The sequence below is a fragment of the Polynucleobacter parvulilacunae genome (assembly GCF_018881715.1).
Taxonomy (GTDB): Bacteria; Pseudomonadota; Gammaproteobacteria; order Burkholderiales; family Burkholderiaceae; genus Polynucleobacter; species Polynucleobacter parvulilacunae.
Map to the genome: position 1 here is coordinate 1 of NZ_JACVPW010000008.1, position 3,257 is coordinate 3,257.

At 43.9% G+C, this 3,257-nt stretch carries 3 protein-coding genes; all 3 read right to left on the reverse strand.

The features are described from left to right. Positions 1 to 310: 310 nt before the first annotated feature. Complete coding sequence (locus tag ICN18_RS08420) at positions 311 to 544, reverse strand: TnsB C-terminal domain-containing protein (RefSeq protein ID WP_216190068.1); 234 nt, start codon at positions 542 to 544, stop codon at positions 311 to 313. An 804-nt stretch (positions 545 to 1,348) separates the two neighbouring features. Next, a complete protein-coding gene (locus ICN18_RS08425; protein ID WP_216190069.1) occupies positions 1,349 to 1,522 on the reverse strand; it encodes a hypothetical protein in 174 nt (57 codons plus the stop codon). Next, a complete protein-coding gene (locus ICN18_RS08430; protein ID WP_216190070.1) occupies positions 1,512 to 3,026 on the reverse strand; it encodes a glycoside hydrolase family 18 protein in 1,515 nt (504 codons plus the stop codon). Before ICN18_RS08430 ends, ICN18_RS08425 begins: the two co-directional genes overlap by 11 nt. Between the last annotated feature and the right edge of the window lie 231 nt (positions 3,027 to 3,257).

Here is a 3,257-nt window from a genome sequence, read left to right on the forward strand (position 1 = left end):
GAAGTTTGGAGGCAAAAATCACAGCCTATAGCGCCAAGGCAGCTGCAGTTGAGATACGAATAGGCATTGCAGGGATTGTTTTATTGGTCTTTGCTGTTGAACTACTATCAATTTGATACCGCTGCCAGCGAGAGCCCTTTTCTATATTAAATCATTGTATGTAGCTAGGTTGTATTTGAGTAACTCTAGGTAGTGCTGCCTGTGGGGCTGTCGGTCTGTAGTCCAATGAGCTATGGAGCCTTGCTTGGTTATGTTAGCGTTGCCTCAATAGTTCGACTAAAACCTTAATCCCTTCTAAGTTGTAGAAGATTTATCCATTGAGAAGTTCATCTCTTAAAGTGCCGCTAAAGCTTTCAAAAAAGCCATTCTCCCGAGGCGAGCCTTGCTCAATGCAAGTAACCCGAACCCCAATCTCCCTTAACCAATCCCGCACTACCTGGGCCACGAACTCAGGGCCGTTGTCCGATCGAATGTATTTGGGAATGCCGTGGATCACCATGACATCAGCTAACTGTGCAATCACCTCTTTAGCGCCAATGCGCAATGGATTACTAGACAGATTCTTGTAAATTCATCAGTCATGATGAGCATCCTGATGCCCATAGGCATCCCTGACAAAAACGAAGTCGTAGCTTCAAATGCGGTTTGGATACTAGACTCGCAGGTGTAGACAACTAACATCATTTAACCAAAGCTGTTCTTTAGGAGCTTATTTCTCAGGCTCCATAAGACCCACTAGTTGCCAGATATGCTTTACCCACTCCTCTGCAACCCTTTGCCAAACTGAATTATGCATCAGGGCAGCTACTGTTCTATAGTCGCATCTGCCGTAAGCGCAAGCAAAGCAGATGATTCATGCCCTAAAGGGTTCCTCATCATCACGGGATAATGGCATATAGCGATAGGCTGTTCTCGATAGCCCCATCAAATTGCAGGCAGGCCGCTCAGAAACTTGATGCTTGTCCATGAGCAGCTGTGCTGCATTTCTACTCCTAACGGGACTCAGAAGTTTTCCTTCATAACCGCCTGAAACATGACTTCACGTAAGGAGAGGTCCGCCACCCAACTTCTTGAGGCGAGTATTTTTACTTCAAGTTCTATGAGCCTCTTGGCATGGTCCGCATTCATGCGCCCATACATCTTACGCCAACGATAGTAGCTTTTCTACTGCAATCAACCGAGCTTTGCAACACTCATCTAAGGTTTTGCTTTTGGCGGTGAGAATCTCAATCTACTTAAGCAGGGAAGCGGTTGGCTCGGGCTTGAAACGCATGCCACGTTGGCCACAGTGCAACTCCTTGTTAAGCCAAAGATTATCAAAATCTTTGGCTTGGAGTGGTACCAAAAATCAATGTGGGTCACCATTTCTGCTAGCAAATATTGTTAATAGGACATCAAAACCCAAATCATAGGCGGTTACCCAAGTCAATGAAGCATCTAAAGATTGATCTAATAGATGCACCATATTTATTCCAGCAATCCCAACCATCAAAACTGGTAGGTACTCATAATCACTCGGCAAGACCCTTATAAAGGTTGTATATCAACGAGGACTCATACCAGTTGGTGATACCACTATCACCTGGCTGGACATCACCGTCCAGAGACCAAACCATTACACCACTTAAACCTTCTTTTCTCGCCCATTTTCCAAGGTTGTAGGCATTTGTGGGTGATGTAAATGATATCCAAGCTGGTGCAATGCCTTGGACCAATGAGGTTGCATATGTCTGCAGTGCATCGGCGGATGTAGCAATTGCGCTCCAAGTTGTAAGCTGTGGAAGAGATGCGCTGTTTACTGATTGGCTTACGCCGTACAAGTAATTGGTAATGATGGTGCGATATGTCCAACTCTGACTCTGTAGCGTGTTATAAACGCTAGTAGCACTAGCGCTATCGAATGCCACAAATGGATTTCCTTGGGTCACAAGCGCTTTGTTGGCAGCGGTAAGAGACCAGGCATATCCATATGCAGGCACACCAACACCAATTTGCGCTTTTGGAACTCCATAGACTGCAAGTTGATTAACTGACTTTGACAAACTCATATCTCTGTTGCAGGGGTCAGCAGCAACTAGATTTAAAGGGGAGTTAAATCCTGTAAAGGCACATGAGCCAGACCAACTTTGCGCATAATAATCGTAGGTCATGAGTCTAATTTCAATTCCAAGAGTTGCAATCGCTTGCCAATAGCCGCCACCGTATGTGGATTCAACACTTTGAAGTACGCTGGGGTTAGCAGTAACAGTGATGCTCAGTTTGTTATAGCCAGCGGATTTCATTTGCAGCTTCAGGTCCTTGAGGAATAGCCGGAAGTTTTCTAAATCGGTCTTTTGAATTTGATAATTACCGACAGCCTGGGGTGGCATTGTCCAATAATTACCATTTGGCTCCCAGTCAATATCCACACCATAAAATTTGTTTGAGTTTTTTATACTAGGTTCAGTGTTGTTTTGTGCGCTTATCTCTTGATCCCTCATAAATTGCACAATAGATGACACAAAGATCGGTCGATTCACAGGCTCAATTGCATTGCGAATGAAGGTGCCAGTAGAAAATCCGCCAACAGATAGCGCAATTTTTTTACCAGTATATAGGGCACGTGCTAAGGTGGATTGCCCACCATAATTGATATAACCAGCGCTATTGGTATAAGTTGGAGGAAAGTCAGAATACGGATCAATACTATGAAGCTTATAGTCCTGTGTGCCTGTATACATACTAGGCTGCCCCCCTCCTGACACGCAAGTTGGAGCGACCTCCGAGCCAAGTCGCGCTGGGTCACAGTCGCCGACCTGAAAAAAGGCATAGTTGACTTCATCAACATTAGCGGGAATGTTTGATGGTTGATATTTCGCTCCATAAATCGACCAATTAGTAAAGTAGCCAATAAGTGCCGGGGAAGGATTAACAGTGGCGTCACTAGAGCTAGAGCTAGAGCCAGAGCCAGAGCTAGAGCCAGCGCCACAAGCAACTAAAAAATTGCTACAAATAACTACAATTATCAAAGCCCTGAAATTTTTCATTTATTTATTAAGTTTATTATTATCAATACTCAGGAGCGTAAACCAAAGCTTATCTTGGTGCGAGTTAAATTAGATACGAATAGTGGATTAAATTGTGACGCCCAATTCTTTAGATTTCATAAGGGATACTGCAAAACCCTCGCAAAATTTGATTGATTCAGCAAGAATTAACAACAAACATCACTGCTAAAGCCATCCATTCTTTTTAAACGAAAGGCAATAATATGCAAG